Here is a 20,974-nt window from a genome sequence, read left to right as displayed (position 1 = left end):
TCTATTCCTCAGTGTTTTTCGTTTGAATAAATTGATATAACGTCCTGTTTCTGCCAGATCGAATACTTCCGGCTGGACTGAGTTTTACGCAAGTCTTGCAAGTCTCCCTGAATAACACTCTCCTCATCACTTAAGCGACTCAGTCGCCATCCTCGCTGACCTGCCACATTGGCGGCTAACAGAAGTCCAACAGCCAGGGAGTCTGACAGAGGAGCACTCAAAGGCATCGCGTATTCACTTCCTACTTCAGCAATATCATCCTTAGAGCGGTTGTCAGAATAGCCCTCTGCTGGCTGCCAGGCCCCATTACTGTGTGAAAGCTTATTCTCTGCGGCGACTGGAATTATGCCATCTTCTGGTTCGACTGGTACAGCAGGCTTCTTATCTTCTTCTGGCGCAGTTTCAGCTTGATACATGTGACCAGAACTTCTTCGTTCTTCAACAGAAAGCAGCGGAAGATTTCGCAAAAACTCTTGCAGCTCACTGTCTGTCATTCGGGAAAGCTCTTCACCATTCAGTAGTGGTGTGAAACGCAAAGCGGTATCCGTCCGTAGGGGGGCATTGTCAGAATTGTCTACATTTCCAAATGTGACATTGGGTTGCTCAACTCCCACCCCCTGACCAGCTCCATAAATGCCAAATAAGCTGGAAGATATCACTTCACGATCGGTCGGGTCAGAAACAATCAAAAGCGACGTGAAATCAGCAGAATCCTGAATTCGGGCATAGTTTCCAATAATGACATCGGTTATTAAGTTGCCGTCGTAATAGTCGAAGCCAGCGCCGCCGACCATAATATCAAATCCGTCTCCGCCTGAAAGCAGATCACTGGCACCAAAGGTGGGTAAGGTAGACTGGAAGTCTCTCAGACCGGTAGCAGATATAGTAATTTCAACAAAGTCACCAAAGATGGCATCCTCACCGTCCTGACCGTTAATAGTATCGGAACCTGCACCACCCAGGCCGATATCATTACCCGCACCAAGATTAAGCGTATCGTCTCCACCCAGGGTCGGATCAACATCATTCCTGATGAATAGTGCAGGTTCAGTCGTAAAGTTATATTCAAGGATACCCGTATCAGCAATGACAATGTCATTATCAGCACCAGAATTAACTTCATCACTGCCCAAGCCAGCAAACACAATGTCATCACCAGCACCAGAAGAGATAGTGTCACCACCCGCACCTTCGTTGCTGGTAACAATACTCTTCAACTGGCCTGCTTCGAATAGCACTTCACCAGTATCACCCAGAATAACGTCTTCACCGGCTCCGGACTCCACTATATCCGATCCAGGACCCGCCAGAATAACGTTGTCGCCATCACCGACTTTAATAGTGTCAGCGCCACCTAAAGACGTTGGCGCTGTCGTTACTCGCTCAAGCACATTATCTATATAGATCAGCTCACCGTTATCACCCAGCACAACATTGTCGCCACTCGCATCCACCACAACATCATTGCCCAAACCGGCGATAATGCGATCATTGCCTTCACCACCATCGATGGTGTCTGCACCATTCACGGTAATATCATCGCTGGTGATAAGTGAAAGATCATCCAACTCACTGGCCAGCAGGTCATTTCCAGTCGCATCCTGTGCTGAGCCTTCATCACCGAAGAGGATGTCGTTACCGGCATCTCCGAAGATAAAGTCATCACCGGCATTACCTCTGATAATATCGTCTTCAGAACCACCGTTTATAGTATCGCTGCCATCGTTACCCTCAAGCGTATCGCGACCTTCATCACCATAGATAATATCGTTACCCTGGTTGCCGAAGATACGGTCATCGCCAGCATCACCAAACAACACATCATCCCCCTGGCTGCCGTAGATAAGGTCATTATCTTCGTCACCGTGAACGCGAATCGCCATAGTAGCAGTACCAGCATAAACCTCATCTTCACCGGTATTGCCGAAGATATCCAGACGACGGGCTTCGCTATCGCCCAGCGGCGCCAGTATTGCATGAGCCGGGTTCAGCAGATCATCTGTCGCTGTAATGGTAAAGGTATCGCCACCTTCGTTACCGTATAGGCTGGTGACACTAACGCCTTCCAGATACAGGCTCTCGACGCTGAACTGATCGACACCTTTACCTGCCCAAATAACCAGATCGTTATTATAATTTCCGCCGCTAGCGGTGTAGGTAATATCCGCAACCGACATGCCTATGATACTGCCGACACCCGACAACGAACTGAAAGTAGCGTTATTGGCAACCTGAGTATCAAAGTCGCTGACAAATAGAGCGTTAGCACCGGCACCAGCATCAATATGCAATTCACCAAGAATGCCATCCAAATCACCGTGAGCGCCCGCCTGATTGGTTAAATCACCGTTGGCGTCGCTGGCAACATAGATCGAGTCTTCACCCGCAAAGGTATTAATGTTGGTTTCAGTATCCTGATGAGTCGACAGCACATTGACGCGATCGTTACCGCTACCTAAATTAATATCCAGCGTATTAATGTTGTAGTAGTTGATGCCATCCATTCGGGTTTCAAAAGTCGCATCACCAATAATGTCAGTAATTTCAACATCGCGATACTCTCCCTGGAACTGAATCAACCATTCGTTGCCAACCTGTGTAACAGAGATATTATCCGTGTAGGGTAAGAAATCTTTTTGATCCGACAGATCATCATTAACAAACGAAGCGGGCTTATTGTTTGGATTCAATAATGGCCGCAGTGCTTCAATGATTTCAGCCTGAGTAGCGGTAACCGAAATGGACGCCGTTAACTGACCCAGAATTTCCAACTGATAAGTGCCCGCTGATGCCGGTGTAACCGTTTGAATCCGGCCGGTTTGTGGCATGATGGCAGCTTGTCTGGTGGTACTGGTTCTCACTTCAACAGTCGCAGTAGCAGCAGCAATTAACCCCGTCTGATCAGTAATTTCCAGCTGTGGAATAGGATTACCTGCCAATTCACCACCAAAAGTAACGGTATAGATGTAACCATTCACAATCTCCTCACGCTCAACAACCAGACCCGCGTCAGCACTATAGTGGTCTCTCAGAGCCGTCTGCAGAGTCGCTTCCTCAAGGTCATTGATCGCTATCTCAACACCACCAACATCCAGGATATAACTTCCGGATACAGCCCGAATATAGAGCGACTGAATCTCTGCCAGCGACGGCATATCCAAACCCGTAATACTGTCGTAAGTAACGAACATGTCGTTATTGTTGTCATCACCAGTGTCATTAATGATCAACTGGTTATCACCGGCTCCGCCATCAACCACCAGCAATGCCGCAATCTCATCGGCTAATTGCTGCTGACTACCCACGGTAATAATATCGTCATCATCGCCGGTCTTAAGCGTCAGCGCACCTGCCACCGTTTCGACGGCAATACGGTCATTCCCTCCTTTGGTTTCAATCGTAGTGCTGCCCTCATGGGTCGATTGAATCGTCAGGTCATCAACCCCTTCACCCAACTCAATCGACAGCGCTTCAATATTGGCATACCGAATTCCACCCGGGATCTCTTCATCACCCAGTCTGATGCTCTCACCCATACCAAAGCCTGTGATAGTGTCTGCCGTTAACGTACCACTTTCAGCAGCAGGGCTGGCACTATTATAAAGATTGAGCACATCCACCTGAGTATCTTCTGTCACCCGGGTGTTCATGTTCACGGGATTAATGTAGTAATCCCGTGCCGTTGGCTCAACACCATCTGGCCAGTCCCCGACTAAGGTGAACGTTTGACCATTCTGAGACTTAATCTCCATAGTGACGGTTTCGCCCGTGGCGTTATCGACCACGACCAGTTCAAACAGACCGTTCTCCAGGTCGAGATTGAAGCCATCCAGGTGTGTGAAGCTGTCTTTATCCCAGTACTCTGCGGCGCTGTCTGTTACCACGATTTCACCACCGACAGTAGCGATCGAGGTGAGCGTGCCTTCGGTTTTATACCAGTTATTTTCCTCCGGCAATAAGAGTGGGTTTTTAAGGGTCTGACCGGCACTTTCAACCAAACCACCGTCGATAGAGATAGGCCCGCGAATACGGTTGAGGCGTTCGCCTAACGGCTCAAATACCTGCGCATCACCACCATCAATAATGTTGTCATCGACTGCCGACAGGGTAACGGTCTGAATGTCATCCCAGGCAACCTGACCAGCCGTAGGCGTACCACCCGTAAAGGTGATGCTAGACGTACCCGGATTTACCTGTACCAGATTGTGCTCAGCCGTTTTACCGTCTTCGAAGGCATAGTTACTATGATAGGTACGCGTTGCTATTCCGGCAAAATCAACGGTAACAGAATCCGGCACCATTAAGCCGGTCACTGGATCGAGCACCATTGGCTGACCTGACAACACCACCTGATAGGAGTCATCCTGCCAGGTTTCGTCGACATAACCTTCCACGTCAGTCATCAGGTAGCTGACTTCAAAACGATCACCCGCACTCAGACTCAGAGTTGAAACCAGGTTATCCCCGTGGCGACGGTTATATTCATCGTAGTTTTTGTCCGTCAGAACATCAGCAGCATTCTTAAAGGTATAGGTATCGGTTTCCGCGTCATAGCTATCAATGATCGCTACCTTACCCGCGTTCGCACCCGAGGTTACCTTCAACAACATACCGTCCATCTTCACATAGTTACTGTCGGTGGCATGGCCATCGAGTGAAATATTCAGCTTATAGTTTTCAGTCATACCCTGAAGATAGGTACTTGAATAGGTATTGCTGTCATAGGTTACTGAATTGCTATATGAGCTGGTAAACAACGTCTGCGTATGAGTAGTCACTTCAGTACGCACAATCACATCTGTTGTGTACGTCACTGAATAACCGACTTCGACCCGATAACTGCCCTGATTAGCAAACAGGAATTCCAGCATAGGATCCTGCCCACTACTACTGCCGTTATCCGCTAACCAGCTAAAGTCTTTATCAAACGTCATCTCTGTGCCGTTAACACTGTAATTCAGATCCCCAGGCAGAGATGTCATGTCAAACACTTTCATATAAGGCAGATAGGCTTGTGAGTATGTCACCTGAGTGTCAACTACACGTCTGGACTCTGTGAGAGTGTCAAAAATAGTGCCTGAAGATGTAAACGACTCACTCCTATAGTTATAAGTTGAACTATCGCTATAGGCTTTACCGTAGTCGATATCGAACAAGCCCTGAACCTGAGTTTTGCGCCCATTCGAAATAATGGCGTCATCAATTCCGGCATCAACTAACACCTGATTACCAACGGCAGTTGCCGTGCTGCTAAGCCCGGCGGTATAAAGCTTACTCATCAAACCATCGGCAACGACCTGATTAATCGGATCAGCCGCATCTATATCGCTCTGAGTCACTAAATACGTGTACGTGATGCCATTGACTGTAATCGACCATGCATCACCGACAGCAGGTGAAGAGTCAGTATCCAAATCCAGGGCATACAGATCGTACCGCTCTCTGCTATCAGAGCTAGGCTGGTCTAATGGTTCATTGTTTTTAATCGTCAGACTGGCTGTAACACTACTTTCATCATCAGCGACGAACACTAAGGCATTCGCCACGACTGTCACCGTAATACCCGCTAATCCGTTAGTCAGCGCTGTGGCAACACCCGCTAATCCACCAGACGCTCCGGCAGTGCCATAAATCGTCGACAATGAACTGCCGGTGTAGGCTACGTCATTATTGCTGGAATCCTTAACCTCGATGGTCCAGATATCACTACTACTATAGCTGTAACCAGCATCAATCGTTAAGGCCTGGGAATAAACCGTCACATCAGAACCGCTTCGAGAGGCTTCAACACTCTCCGTCACCACCGCATTCAGCGTCAGACCCGGACTTGTCGTACCACTGTCCCGGGTGATCACCAGAGTATTACTGGTGGTGACATAAGTAGCGGTATAAGCACCAGACGTCAGCTGTGTGGCCAGATCGGTCCCCACAGCATCAAGCTCGGTATCGGTCGTTGGGGCAGTGGCATTGCTGGCCACGGCTGTTGAGTCAGCCAGAACACGCCAGTTTTCAGCGTTGATGCTTCCATCAAGAACCAGTGTTTGCTGAACTACCTCATTTGAAGTAGAGAAACGGGCATCTGAAGTGACCATACCGCTGCCATCAGTACGTTTCACAACAAACGAAGTATTACCACTGGTATAACTAACGGTGTAACCAGCACCTAACTGAGTGTTCAGTTGCGCTTGAATATCATCGGTTATTGCAGCCAATGTTGGTGCATTACCCGCACCGTTATAATCACTCGTGTAAGTGCCCGTTTTACCATCAACAGTAACAGACCAGGTGCGGTTGCTGGCAACGCCTGTATCGATGGTAAACTCGCGTTCAATCAACAGCGTAGAAGCACCCGTATCAACAACCCTGTCATCGACCACTCTGACGCTGACGGCTTTACTGGCGCTATCCGTAATAGTTAACGTCTTAGTACCATTGTCGTATTCAATCCGATAGTCCTGGCCTAGCACCGCTTTGACTGCGCCAACCATACCCGCACCCACAGTATTGAGGTTATCCGCACCGGAAGATTTATCGAAGGTGTAGTCCTGACCATCAATGGTGACGATCCAATCCTGCCCATTAGCAACACCAAATGAAGGTGCTTTCAGAACCAGATTGGTTTCCCGCAATGCCGTAGATGTTTGCACCGCAGAATAAGCAGTTTCATGGGTAATCGACAACGTAAAGCCGTTTTCAGTATTGGTAATCACGACATCGTCTGCGGAGCTTCCCTTAGCCACGGTAAAGAAGCTATCCAATCCGGTATTGGCATCTTTTAGCTTGTTCAGCAGTGACGTAGCAACATCGACACCACTGGTACCCGCAGCCTCAACATCATAAGTCACACCCGAAACAGTCACATGCCATTTATCACCCGCTTTAACCGTTGCCGGGAAGTTTATACCCGCCGAGGTATACCATCCGCTGGAGCTACCAAGGGTAGAGTCACTGCTGTTAACGGAACCTGCTGCGCTGAACAACATGTCATTAGTCACTTCGAATATGTAACTATCCGCTTTATAAGAACCACCACCTTCAATAGTGATGTGTGACATAGAGTCGTCAATTGCACCACCTACGTCGACATTACCAATCAGAATATTGGGTTCGGTATACCAACCTTTGTTGTTACTGCCCGTCAGAATGTCACCATCAATGTCACTGATGATTTGACCACCGGTGCCGTTGTAGAAGTACGTTTCATCCTCGACCTCCAGAAGTGCTGACTGGGTGAAGTCGAACTCTGTCGTGACCTGCTGCGGCAAACTCAGATGCAGCTTATAATCAGTGCCTTCGGGCACGCCTTCCCATACGGGATTGTTGCGATTCGTATTACCTTCAACCTCAACAAAGTAGGTGCCCGCTTCGGTGATTTTGTAATTAATGTAGCTGTTATTGTAATAGGTCGCGGGCAGAACCGACGTTTGCCCCTGATCCAGTTTCAACAAGTTGGTTTTGCTCTGCCAGTAAACACTGTCCCCATAAGCATAATCCGAATCCACATCCGCCCAGAAATCAATCCCGGCAAGGCCTGCCGCATCAATCATCGGTTGAGTCACGGTGAACTTAAAGTAATCTCTCGTGCCATCGCCACGGCCATTAACAGTAATATGCGGTGCGGCTTTAGAATTTGCGATAGTAGGGTCTGTCGCAGTTGTCCAGCGCGCGGCACTCAGATCCTGAGCCGTCTTGAAGGAGTCATTGCCTTGCAGCTCTTCCACTTCCGCCAGGCCAAAGCTCGCGTCAACCGAGCTGCCAGTACTGTTTGCCAGTACCATGCCTTCGCCCAGCACCGCCTCAGCCCCCGTTTCAGTGACTTGCGCACGGCCATTATCCTGAAGAATCAACAGGGAGGGTGATTCGTCATCCGCGATGGTGACATCAATCACACCCATAGCCAGACCGTTGTAGTATGGGTCAGTACTGCTTACGATATGGCTTAAGCGACCATAATGAATTCCTTCAGTGACTGAATCATCTATGGCAGTAAAGGTAACTGTTTGAGCCTTAAACCAATCCTGCGGAGTGAAAATCAGCTGAGTGACACCACCGGTTGATAACTGTCCGTCACTCTCTATTGTGATGGTCACGTTAGCCGATGGCTGATGACTTAGCATCAACTCATAGCTATCACTACGCAGAGACGCCACTGCTTCAGCGACGAGCGGCTCACTGCTACTCTTAGCAATCAGAACGGTTGGAGATACTGAGCGTACATCAATGTTGCCCATGACCTGACCACTATAGAACGCGTCATTAGTGATTATTGTGTGGGAGATTAAACCATCTGACTCACCGCCATTAGCGTCACTGTAAGAGACCACCTGAGGCCCCCAGTTTGCTGCGGTAAAGGTTAAAACGGTTTTATCCGTCGCCATGGAATCTGGCGTATCAATTTCAATTGTGACATCCGCCGTTGGCGCCTGAGATAACGCTACCTGGTAGCGATTATTGCTCATCAGGGTCACGGCCACATCAGGATTATTATCAATCACTTTATGTGACGTCAGATCATCATCTACGACTTCTGCTGAAATCTGACCCACCAGAATACGATCATACCCATCGCCATCCTGATCGGTATCACCCTCCTGAACCGCATGGCGAATAACAACATTGCGAACACCTTCAGCCAGATCATCGTCAGGAGCCGTGACTGTCACCAGCTGAGGAATAAACCAGTTAGTCCGATCGAACATAAGTGTTGTGGAGTCTTCGCTGCCATTCAGAGCGACACCTTTACCGCCCTGCTTCAATTCCAGCTCAGTTGCCAGAACTGCGCTCGCGGTTACCCGCACAACATCCTGCGGTGCACGGGTCAAAACCACTTCATAGGTATTATTGGTTTTGTTCCTATCGGCTAAAACAACACCCGCGGCTTTCTCAAATGTACGGATTGATGAACCGACAGGGCGGACAATAACACCCGCTTCATCATCGTCCATCACATCGGCAGAGATGGTATTAGTTAACGCCAGGAAGCGACTGTCATTGGTAGTTAAGGTATGTTCCAACAGACCACTGTGCCCCTGAAGATCATCAGCAACAACGGTCACAGCATTACCGTCATTTCCACCGGTTGTATTAAAGGTATCGCTGCCCAGGCCACCGATCAGGTTCAGGTCCAGATTTTCACTGGTACTGTAAATATAGAAGTTATCGTTACCTTCCATACCATTAATAATTAATCGCTCTACCCCTTCAAAGCCAATAAAGCGACCGGCACCATAAACACCGTTTTCGGTTATCACATAATCATCACCGAACTCAGTACCCAGAATCGTAACGGTATCCAGACCATCACCACCCCGAATATTCACCGGCGCATTCATCGCGTAGTTGATGAAGTCAGCCCCCTGACCACCATTGATGTTGGTAACCGGGGCGTTTTCATCTTCAGGATCTACCAGAACGAAACTGCGAATCAGGAAGGTATCGTTATCTTCATCACCGTTCAGATCAACAGACGCAACGTTGCGGTAGACAACAAAACTATCCTCACCAATGCCACCGTTAAGCGACGCATCGTAGCTGATACCGTTACTGATATAACCCTGGGTCACAAGGGTCGTATCAAAATAGTCCTCAGGCTTCAGACCCGATTCAACATTGTTTCTGGCTGAATTAAATACCTGCCCTACCTGGAAAGTATCGTCACCGGCACCACCATAAACTGACATCTTCGCGCTGGTGTCATCAAAGGTGAAACTGTCATTCCCGGCACGACCATAGACGTTAATTTCGTCGTTAGTATCGATGTTATAATTAACGCGCTGAACGGGTGCCCCAACAATTGGATTACCCTCTTCATCCACCTGCAAAGCGAAAATAGCATCCGGGCGGAACAGGAAGCTATCCGCCTGATCAGTTCCCTGAATCGCAACCCGGTCAAAGCCAGTATCGCTGGCATCGTCATCGATGGTGATCTCTGACTCACCTTCAGTGGCCAGACCAATGTAGTACCAATCAGAGCCACCTTCACCCCGCAATACCAGTTCGCCACCTATTCCATCAAGGTTCGTTTGCAAATCACTGGCATTGTAGTTGACCCGAATCGTGTCATCGTCAGCCCCCGCATTAACTTCAGCGTATGCTCCGGTATCAGACAGGGTGATGAAGTCATTACCTTCCCCCGTATTTAACTGAATGTTCGAAGCACCGGCCGCTGACACAAAGAGTTTGTCGCCACCGGCCCCGGTGTTAACCGTAATATCGGTTGCGTGGTGCAGGCTTTCGATCGCAACGTTATCAACAACAGCCTGTGTGTTGTCATTGGCGTCGTCGGCATTCAGATTGAGGACGACGTTTTCAACGCCAACCATACGCACAGCATACTGCCCTAAGCCTTGCAGCGTATCGAAAGATACAACGCTCTCAACCGCGCCTTTACTGGTCACGAACTCATCGGTGACGACCAGCGTTTCGTTGATCGTCGTGATAATTTCAACCGACTCAGCTAAATAGAAGCCATAATCATCCTGCACACCGTTGATATTGATCTCATGATCCACGGCCTTGCCATCGATCTCACGGGTAATAATTAAGCCATCCAGCAACGGCGCTTCCACGTCGGTGCGCAGCGCCTGGCCACCATCCAGGGTTTCAATTAACAGGGTGACATTGGCATCATTGAACTCAAGATCACCTATGGCACTCTGACCCACCGCAACGGCGTAAGCTTTCCAGTTATCAGCCGTCAGATAAACACCGTCATCTAAGGTATTACTGGCTGCGACATCATTGGCCCCACTGTCCTGATTAAAGCGACGCAGCGCGACCGCTTCCAGAATAACTTCGTGATTGGCACCGACACCATAGTAAGCGTAGCTGTAATAGGAGTGATCCAGATTATCGATGATCTCTGAATACATATTATTGAGAAGAATCTCCTTACCCCGTGTATCGCTGCTATTACCAACAGTACCGCTGACCCAATTAACACCCTGTACTCCAGAGGTATCACCCACGGTGTAATTGATCGCCAGAATTTCACGGGTATCAATCTCACGCACAACGTTGTAGTTGGTTTTACCCGCCGTACTGTCAGCCTGCGGGCCATCGCCCCAGCCATTATCATTACGGGTGAGTGCCTGAACATCATCAGCATTAGGGTCTAAACGACCCACATAGTCGCCCAGAGACGCATTCCAGTCATACGCCGCATCCCAGGTAGCGTCATCCCAGATGTTCTGCGAGTATTCATAGCTCGTAGAACGAATCGATGTATCCAGCTGAGTCTGCTTATACACCCTGAGGGCGGAATCAGATGCGATGTCGTACACTCTGCCGTCGGGTAAACTACCGTCTTTAAGCTGCGCACGTACGCCGGACAGATCCAGATAGCTTCTCAAATCTTCAAGACGGGCAATCACATCCGTCTTGAGGCCAGAAGAAGGTATTTCATCCAGCATGGGATCAATCAGCAGAGCATCCAATACATCGAGAGAGAAATCATAGGTGCTGATAAGGTTCTCGCCCATCAACTGCAAACCGCGTTTAACAAAACCATCTAAGCGATCGATGAAGGTCGTATCCGACACAACAGGGTTTGAATTTGCCAATGCCGTTACTGCGGTTTGTAATGGATTGAGGTATTGAAGTGCTGTGAACTCCTCCACCAGAAGGTCTTTCGACAAGGTAATGCTGGCCTCAGCGACATCTCCGTTCAGCAGGTCATCGAGAAGGCCTACCTGAGTATCTTTATGCGCGCGGACTAAAGCGCTCTTCAGGTCATCCGGAGTAAAGCCGGTACCGTCGGTCAGCTCAGCTAATTTGGTGAGATTAAAGTCAAAATCCACCGTTTCTAATTGTTGTTTCTCTAAAGTAATGTCCAGACCTGAAGTATCTCTGGCATTCACGGTCACCGTATCGGTATCCGCTCCGCCCACGACACGCACTAAGCCGGCAATACGCGCCATATCGTAGTTCTCGGGCAGTACTTTCAGCACACTACGCTCAGGCAGATTGTCAAATTTATACGCCGCCGTACCGGTGATTTCTTCAGCACTATAGTTCTGCACAACATTAATGGTGGTATCGCTTTCCTTCTTAGCCTCAACATCGTAAAACAGCGATATCATATCCCAGAACATATCTTTACCGGGTGTTGATCCGGCGACACCAACGCGGTCATATGAAGCATACTTTTCATCGCCTACACCGGTCACGCCCTCCCAGGGAGTGGTATAGGTGTAATGGTGTGTGCCAAAGAACCAGTAACTGGCCTGATGATAAACCGGCACATTGCGCACGTAGACATCCGTCAGAAACAGATCCGGATCGTAGCCCCAATTATCAATTTCAGTGGCGCTATTAGATGAGCCCAGGCGAACCCCATCACTCTGAATAATACTGCCGGTGACTGTCTGACCTATTACCCAGTTTAAGTAGGTTCCGAAGAAAACATCGTCCAGCGCTATATTACCCGCTTTGATGGATCCCGTATCAGCCAGACGATCAAACAGATCAAAATCGATCTCATCGGGCAACTCTGGCGCGATAGCGTGCCCCAGTTCAGTAACTTTTACCTCTTCTATCGGCGCGTATGTAGCGAAGTAATTCTCCCAGTCGCCATCAGGGAAGTTTTGTCCCCACTCCTGGCCAGAGAAATTCAGCGCCTGTTCCAGCAAGTCGGTGTTTTGAACGTAAGCATCAACTGCGGCGGTATTGTCCTGGCGAACATTGAACGTCCAGTTGCCGTAGTTTTTCCTTTCGAGACTGGACAGGCTGACACCATTGACCGGGTTGTTACGTGCCCGTTCAACGCCCTGAGCGAAGAGTTTTAAGGCAACCGTCAAGTTAGCCTCAAACAGACGCCAGTGGGCCTCATCAATAACCGGGTTGGCATCTGCCTGCACCCATTTCTGGAAAAAGGCTTCCCAGGCGGCGGCATCGAAGCTGTTATCACGTTTGGTGAAGACAACCTTATTATCAGTGATCGTTTGCGAAACCAACGCGTCATCAAGCACATTCTGCTCGACGGTATAGGTGGCATTGGATTCCGGATAAGTAACGTTAAAGGTTCCACCGGCACCACCGTAATTGATATGGTCATTGCCAGACCCCAGACTCAGCAACAGGGTTATATCGGTATTCAGCCCGTACAGGTTAATGACATCCTCACCTGCGCCAGTCAGTAACGCCAGACGTTCGATACCCTTAACACCTTCAACTTTAAGGCCCGCACCGTAAATGTACTGTTTATCATTTTCATCGGTGAATATATTGAACTCATCACCAAGACGGGTGCCTGACAGAATCAGCGTATCGAAACCTGAGCCACCAAAAATAGATACGCGATTATTTTGCACGTAGTTGATCATGGTGTCTTTTTCATCTTCAGCGGTGAGATTATTCTCATCGCCAGCCCCGGCGACAATACCGCCACCGCCGGTATCACTGGCGGCACTGGTAGACGCTATTCCACTTTGTAAGTGAGATTTCAGGAAGAAGGTATCGTCATCCGCCTCACCATATAAGGACAACTGGCCAATGTTATGGTTGACCTCAAAATAGTCGTCACCGATTCCGCCATAGAAGAAACTATTATTATTTACACCGTCGGTAATACCGTTGCGACCTTTGACCACTTCGATCAGCTCACCATGGCCATCATCCACGAAGTGGGTTTCGATAACACGTCCGATCAGGAAGTTATCATCACCGGCATCACCGGAGACATTCAGTGAAGCCATGCTGCCATCGACAACGAAGGTATCGTTGCCACCACCACCATGAACAGACACAGTGCCAAGGCCTTCGTTGTAATAAACCCGTTGATAGAACTCAGGATCTGCCATTGAGATTGATGGCGTGGTACTGGCAATCGCATCGGCAATATCAACCGGCTTATTGGTCAGTGCAGCGTTACTTGACTGTAATAGATGGAAGTTACCCTGAACATCCTGAGTCGCATCTATGAAGGTTACATACCAGGGGTCGCGGTTAGTTCCTGTTCCCTTGACGTTAACATCGGTGATTTTCTTCTCACCGGTCAGCGGATCCGTCAGCGCTAATAGCGCCGCTTTAATAGTGGCCGCATCATCGGTACTGTTTAATAGGCTGGTAGATACACCATCGTAACTTAAGGTATAACTGCCAGTCTGATCAGGCAATATACTGAAGACCTGAATCTCGTTATCTTTACGCTCAAACATCGCGTCGATATCAGGCTTGCCCGCCAGTAACGCCGCACCGGTACCATCTTCAGCCAGACGCTCCACAAAGGAGCGAATAACAGAGACCGAAGCCGCCGTCGCATCATCAACCTCAAAGCGCATGAATTTATCTTCAGAGGTTAGAGGGGCATCAACCAGTTCAATCATCAACGCATCGCCACCCACAGAAGCGACCCGGGCGACGATACCAGCACCTGCCAGTTTGGACTCTATATCACCGGCGTTATCAGATGCAGATACATTGATGTTGATATCGTAGTAGCTCAGAACAAAGTCACTTAACGCATTGGTGACTGAATTTCTCTGCCTTTCTAACAGCTGATACTGAGTATCGACATCCAGATGAAGCAGATCATCTGCATCATCAGCACCCCAAATTTCCAGCACATCGCTCTCTGTCGCGCCGGTGCCACTATCCAGAATATGGATATTGGACTGATCATCAACATTGCCACTAAGGGTCATCACGTAGTTATCAGAACCGAAGCCGCCGTCAAAAAAAGCGCCTTTGGTGAAATCTCTCACGCCATAGTCATTGCCGCTTGCGCCACCGTATATTTCAAACTGCTCAAACACCCCAACCGTTGTCTCATCTTCATTAATGGCGACATCTTTTGTAGGATCCAGCAGTGATTGCTGCTGGCCTGTCACCTTGAATGAATCATCCGACAAGCTGAAGTTCAAATCACGCTGTTCTATCAACGTATCGATATCATTATTATCGACATCGATATCTTCGAATATATCGGTACCACGACCACCGGTAATAACATCATTACCCTCACCACCGTTGATTCGGTCGTTGTAGTTACTACCAATCAGACGATCGTCACCATCACCACCGCTAAGGCCCAGGTTATCCACAGCCCGTGACAGTATCACCGCATCAGAATTAATGGTGTTGCCCAGAATAGGTTCTTCATTCGGGCTGAAGCCCGCAACGATGAAATCATCCCCGCCCAGAGCATTGATATTAATGGTGTCGAATTTATCGGTGACATCCGACTCGTTCGGTTTGCGATCAATACCACGAATAACGATCGTCACCTGACGTTCGCTTAAGTTATCGGCTTCAGCGAAATCAACACGTCGATGGACAACCTGTACCGTTTCGGTATCTTTCGAGAAGATAGGATCAAGGTTCTCATCAACCAGACCGGTCTCCCGCAGCTCGTGACCTACGGTAAAGTAATCCTGAATACTGGCATCGTCACCCCCTTCAATTAACACGCTATCGTTGGCGTTATCAGTATTGTAGGTAGGGTCTTCAAACCAATCGGTACCGCCATCCAATACCGCTTCACCGCCGCCGTCAGGAATGGACCAGGTAGGCTTTTCAATCATGCGCGGCACATTTTGTTCAATGGTCTGGAACGATGACAAGTACCCTTCCGCTGTGCCCGTCGGTGAATTAAGCGGCAACACCGCATAATCACCTGCGCCATCAAGCTCGATATGCCAGTTACCGGCAGCGTCTACCCGCTCAATGACCTGATAGCTGGAGGAAATATTATCAATCAGCGCCTGTACGCCAGCGCCACTGAAATCATAGGTCTGGATGATCGGTACCTGAGATGAGAATCCGGCTAAAGCAATCGTAAAGGTCGTATTACGGCTTAAACCATCACCATCGACCGTTACCAGAGTCGCATTACCCAGTGAGTCAACAGCGTTCCAGGCGGCGAACTTTGTTTGCAGTTCAGTAACAACGGCAAGGGCAGCATTACTCGCGGCCGTAGCAGCGGCAATAGCGGCATTCTCCAGAGCCACATCGCTGGGAGAAAGTGCTGCCGCATCTGCGGCTTCATCGGCAACAATCTTAGCCGCATTCAAGGCGGTTAAGTCAACCGTAATCGAAGCGTAATCCGGGTGGCTGAACGTTGTGCTGTTGACACCCAACGGCAGCGTCATGTTAACGTTAATATCCAGCCCGACAGCTAAACTCTCCAGAGAACCTGCACCCGCAGGGTTGACCACAATCGCCTGGCTGGCCTGAGTGTCAAAAGCGATTCTGAATACGTTTCCTTCCTCATGAACAGACACATTAGGGCCGCCTATACCCCCATTAAGCAAAGCCGTTTGCAAACCACTCTCGGTCAGATCAGCGGTGCCTAGCTGAATGCTGAGATCGCCGTAATACAAGTAGGTTCCTGTCACAACATCCGCTTTGTTAATGTATTGCTGCTGTTTGTTATCTGACGTATTAACATCCGCTTTCACTTCCATATTCTGGATGTTGATGAAGCGGTCCATCACATAAGGAGCATCGTTGTTAAGATCCGCGTCAAGAATGGCAACAGTCCATGGATCATTTTCAATACCCGTACCACCTACCCAGACATCGGTGATGGTATCCAGCGTTTCAAGATAAAGTTCCACTTCAAGCGCGCTCATATCACGCTGTAAGACTACCGATTCGCCGTTGTAAGAGAAGTAAGCATGATCCTGCCAGTCTTCCAGATACAAGGCTTGCGTGGCAACGACCCCATGACTCAGGTCGCGCGAGAACGCTGTAGAAGCCTGCACGACGTTGCCGTTCAGCGTGTATTGCTCTGAGCGCAACTGCAGATAATCACCCTCTTCTGTTTGCTCGGCCTGCAAGAAAGTGATCTGCCACGGATCAGCAGCAGAGCCCGTCCCGGTGACATACACATCATCAATAGCATCAAATTTTTCGAGGGTTGCTTCTATCGATGCTGCGCTCAATGTACTGATATCAATTGCTTTATCACCATACCAGAGCGACACAGGCCCCGCGGCCAGCGTTAAATTCTGTACCCGCCCGTTGTTGACCATCACCTGAGATTCAATAACCTGCTGATCAGCAACAGAAACCTCAGAAATTTCAGCCAACTTCATCACTTCATAGGAAGTATCAGCCGTATCCAGCGGAGAAAAGTTGATAGTCCAGTCGCCAGTGCCACTGATAACGACCTCAACAACAGAAGCTCTCAACGCATCGATGGTATTAAACGCGGCCAGAATATCGGCCTCGCTCATCGTGCTGTTCAGCAGCACTTTTTCAGTACCGTACCAAACCATCGCCGTATCGGTATTAAAGTTGATACTCTGTTCACCATTGGTAAACGTAAACACCGCCTCTGCAGGATCGCTAACACCATCAACATAGTCTGGGTTAGGCAGTGTAGTATTCGTGGCCGATACAGACAGCGCATCAGCAATCGTTTCTACAACGGTCAGGTTCAGATCAAAGAAGTCATCATCGGTATTCGTTGTGGCATCCAGCAACTGAATGATCCACTGGCCTGGCTCAGAACCCCAGGTGGCTTTCACTGCGGTGATATCCGGGTGGCTCAGAAGCGCCGCTTCTATGGCCGCAGCCGTTGCCTGCGCCAGTGACACCTGCACGGTCTGACCGGAACCATTCACATAGCTATACGCGGCCAGGTCCAGTGAAACGTCAACCGCCTGACCGTTATAGGAGAACTCAGCAGCAAACGCATTCGCCGGAAGGGTAAGCGCCTGACGGTCACTCGCCGGGAACACCACATGCTGGGTCACCGTCGAAGAGGTCGCCGTTAACGTGCTGACCGCAGCAGCGCTATCCACTAATTCAAAGTTCAGGACGCTGTAGTTACCATCGGTATCGGTAATAGCATCCAATAACTGGACAACCCAGCTGCCTGCGACATCACCGGCAGTGACCACCACATCGTTAATTCCAAAATGCGCCAACAACGCTTGTTCTATGGACGCTTGCGTGCCATCAGCATCGACGGTCACAGTGCCGCCACCGTAACTGACAGAGGTTATTTTACTACCTGCAGGAAGAGTAAATGACTGCTCGGTATTAGTCGGCAGATTGATGTCATCACCTAACACAGTGGTTCTGGTAACGATACCGGCCCCGAGGGCGCTACCACCGGTAACAAACTCAAGGGTATGGAAATTCCCATCCGCACTTTTAGATGCTTCATCAGCTGCAGGCCCTGACGGATTATCAGAGAAGCGAATCAACCAGGGGTTATTCGTGGTTCCCTGACCACTCACTCCCACACTTCCGGCGGGAATACCGGTCAGGCTTTCAAGTGCAGCCTGCACTTCTGCGGTTGTCATCAATGACGATAGCGCAACACCTTCATTGTTATACCAAACAATGCCATTCACTTCGGCAGGCGCGTCTTCGTTATAATCCAGTATGTCAAAAGCCAACAGCTGAGCACCGTTACGAGCTACCTCGCTCATAGTATCGGTAATGGTGGTGACATTGGGTGTGTGATCCGGGTTAGACAGATAGTCAGCCCCCAACACATCCAGATGATACAGATACTGCTGGGTACGGGTATCGCTGCGCTCAGTCATCGGACCGCTATGTTTCTGCACATAATACTGATGTGCCAGCACCAGATAGTTGCTGTTCAGATCAGTGGTCGCGCCGTCAAAGGTAATTACCCATGGATTAGCTTGAGTACCATGAGTACTCAGCGTTGCCGCTGCAGCCGGTGTAACAGTGACGTTACCCACACCAATAGCGGTAATAGACTCAAGCGCTGCCTGCACCTCAGCCGCACTCATACCGGCAGTAATCGTTGCTGAGTTACCCGCTGTTCGGCCATCATCGATTTTCGTATCATCGTAGCCGTAAAACAGAGTCACGTTATCCAGTCCATCAGCCAACCACAGTTCTTGCTGATTGTTTTCCGGTGACGAGGCTAAATAGTCGGCAACATTAACGATGGACTCGAGTACCGGTGCTCCATTAGAGGTGGTCAGATACTTGCCACCCTCCTGCAAATCATAACGATAGAAGTACTCGCCCTGGCGTACATTCGTGATATAGCTCTGAGGTTCTTTCAGCTCATAAATGATGTCGCCATTGGAATCCTTAACCACATCACCATTTTCATCCAGCTTAGGTGTTTGCGCCAGGAAGGCGGAGTAATCAGCTGGATAGACCTGATAATTACCATCAACATCACGATCGGGTTGCCATTCACGGGCTTTATCCCGGCCTAACGTGATATCAACACTCACCAGAGAAGTGTCCATCAAATCACCGATAGTGATATCGTCACTCTCTTTTTGCGTATCGAGTTTCAGAGACTCGATAGCGTCCATGACAATATAATCAGGCGCGAAATCGATGGTTAATTTAGCCCGGGTATCTTTTGTTACGCCATCGGCTAAGAAAAGTGCGGCATTGAGCTTACGCAGATCAACATGACTGGCGTCGTCATTGACTTTTATATCGAAAGTATCTGTACCTGCGCCACCCAACATTAGCAGATTGGCGCCATCCGCCAACGGTGCATAATTCCAGACAACGGTATCATCACCAGCACCCGCATCAACATCGACCGAGCCGGTACCCGCATTGATGATATCGTCGCCGGCATTACCTTCTATATCATTCACGCCACCCAGTATTGGATTGCCTTCTTCGTCTACGCCACCGACTGAGATCTCATCATTGCCGGCACCACCTTTGATGGTGTTACTGCCTAAACCACCGTCGATGAAATCACCAAACTGAGTTCTGAACAACGAATTGTCTTTAGTGATGACTAAAGCAGCACCACCCGGACCATCCGTTGGTATTCCCTGATTGTTGTAGTAATCGTAAGGCGTGCCATCTAATTGGTAGATTGGGGTTAGCCGCAGATTGCCATCCGGGTCGGTAAAGGTCGCGATATCAGTGGTAATATCCTCATCACCACCCTCAACGTAATCATCACCGCCATAAGTCGCTATGGTATCGAAACCCTCGCCACCAAATACCCGATCATGACCGTCACCGGTAAAGATAATATCGTCACCCGCGTTACCACGAACAGTCAGGCCGTCATAATTAAAGTTTTCACCCTTCACCACCACCTGATCGTTGCCATCACCGGTTTCAATGAGATAGGTGTCGTTCGCATTACCACTGCCAAGATAAGCAGTATCTATGGAGATCACATCATCATCAATACCTGCGACCAGTGACGTTCCGGTGTTCGCTCCGCCACTAACGTACAGCCCCGTCAGGAACTCAGTGTTCTCGGGATCCGCAATCATCTCAATGAAATCACTACCGCCAGCCAGATCAACCTCGATGTGATCAACGCGACCGTTTAAGCGTTTCAGACTATAGCGATCATTATGTGAAGTACCCGAAATCGTTAAGGTGCTTACATTTTTAGCCAGATAAACTTCGGCGACCAGCCCGGTACTAACGACAATAATATCTTCATCAGGATTATTGCTCTTCAGTAAGCGTATACGATCACGCAAAGCGGTTTCTTCCGCTTTGGTGTAATACTCAGTGTCGAGATAACCCTCTTCTGACAATTTCTGTAGTGTTAAATCAATATCCGGCGTAATGACATCAACGGTGTAGCTATGCGCATCAGCATCCGCACCCTTGTCATAACTTAATATCAGATTTCCGCTGCTCTGATCATCATTTTCCCAGGAAGCGATGTGATCCGGCGCGTGGTGAATACATTCAAGTTCAAAGGTTGCCAACACCTCGTTGACGAAACGGTTGCGTGCTTCAAACAGGGTTATCTTGCTGATACCTGCATCAATACCCACCCACAGGAACGCTTCTAAGAACAGGTTCAGTGAGCCCGTCATATCAAACAAACACTGCGGACCATGGGTAATCCGCTCAATCAGTTCTGAACCGTAGAGCTTGCCATCACCGACGGGCAAATCATCGAGGAACCGGGTTTCCATATCGTTGAGATCGAAGCCAATAATCGCTTCAATACCGCCTTTCACACCCGCTTCAACCAGGCCACCAAGGCCCAGACTGGCGATCACACCTACCGCAGCGCGCAGTGTGACTTCAG

The 20,974-nt window shown here is 49.2% G+C and carries 1 protein-coding gene (running past one end of the window); it reads right to left on the bottom strand.

The features are described 5' to 3' along the window. Window positions 1–8 precede the first annotated feature (8 nt). Window positions 9–20,974 carry the 3' portion of a DUF4347 domain-containing protein gene (locus KDX31_00855; GenBank protein ID UTW03633.1) on the bottom strand. 16,381 nt of this gene lie beyond the right edge of the window, so only the last 20,966 of its 37,347 coding nucleotides appear in the window; its start codon lies beyond the right edge, outside the window; its stop codon occupies window positions 9–11.

Origin of the sequence: Amphritea atlantica, from assembly GCA_024397875.1 — a bacterium.
Taxonomy (GTDB): domain Bacteria; phylum Pseudomonadota; class Gammaproteobacteria; order Pseudomonadales; family Balneatricaceae; genus Amphritea; species Amphritea atlantica_B.
This window is presented reverse-complemented; position numbering and strand designations above follow the sequence as displayed.